Annotated in this window: 1 protein-coding gene; it reads right to left on the bottom strand. The window is 69.5% G+C overall.

From position 1 onward, the window contains the following. The coding region (locus tag OO52_RS45525; protein WP_031102614.1) for a beta-ketoacyl synthase N-terminal-like domain-containing protein at window positions 1-830 on the bottom strand (830 nt) is incomplete at both ends.

Here is an 830-nt window from a genome sequence, read left to right as displayed (position 1 = left end):
TCCGTGGGTTGTTCGATGATGGCGTGGGCGTTGGTGCCGCTGATGCCGAAGGAGGAGATGGCGGCGCGGCGGGGGTGGTTGGTGGTGGGCCAGGGGCGGGGTTGGGTGAGGAGTTGGATGGTGGCGGGGGTCCAGTCGACGTGGGGGGTGGGTTGGTCGGCGTGGAGGGTTGGGGGGAGGTGGCCGTGGTGGATGGCCATGATCATTTTGATGATGCCGGCGGCTCCGGCGGCGGCTTGGGTGTGGCCGATGTTGGATTTGAGGGAGCCGAGGTAGAGGGGGTTTTGGGGGGTGTGGTGTTGGCCGTAGGTGGCGAGGAGTGCTTGGGCTTCGATGGGGTCGCCGAGGCGGGTGCCGGTGCCGTGGGCTTCGACGGCGTCGATGTCGTTGGGGGTGAGGTGGGCGTTGTGGAGGGCTTGGTGGATGACGCGTTGTTGGGCGGGGCCGTTGGGGGCGGTGAGTCCGTTGCTGGCGCCGTCTTGGTTGATGGCGGTGGCGCGGAGGATGGCGAGGACGGGGTGGTTGTTTTTGTGGGCGTCGGTGAGGCGTTCGATGAGGAGGAGGGCGGCGCCTTCGCTCCAGCCGGTGCCGTCGGCGGTGGCGGAGAAGGGTTTGCAGCGGCCGTCGGGGGCGAGTCCGCGTTGGCGGCTGAATTCGATGAAGGTGGCGGGGCTGGCCATGACGGTGACGCCGCCGGCGAGGGCGAGGTCGCATTCGTTGGTGCGCAGTGCTTGGGCGGCGAGGTGGAGGGCGACGAGGGAGGAGGAGCAGGCGGTGTCCACGGTGACGGCGGGGCCCTCCAGCCCGAAGGTGTACGCCACCCGGCCCGA

Origin of the sequence: Streptomyces flaveolus, assembly GCF_000716535.1 — a bacterium.
GTDB lineage: Bacteria > Actinomycetota > Actinomycetes > Streptomycetales > Streptomycetaceae > Streptomyces > Streptomyces flaveolus_A.
The sequence above is the reverse complement of the archived record's forward strand: the minus strand, read 5'-3'. Positions and strand labels throughout refer to the sequence as shown.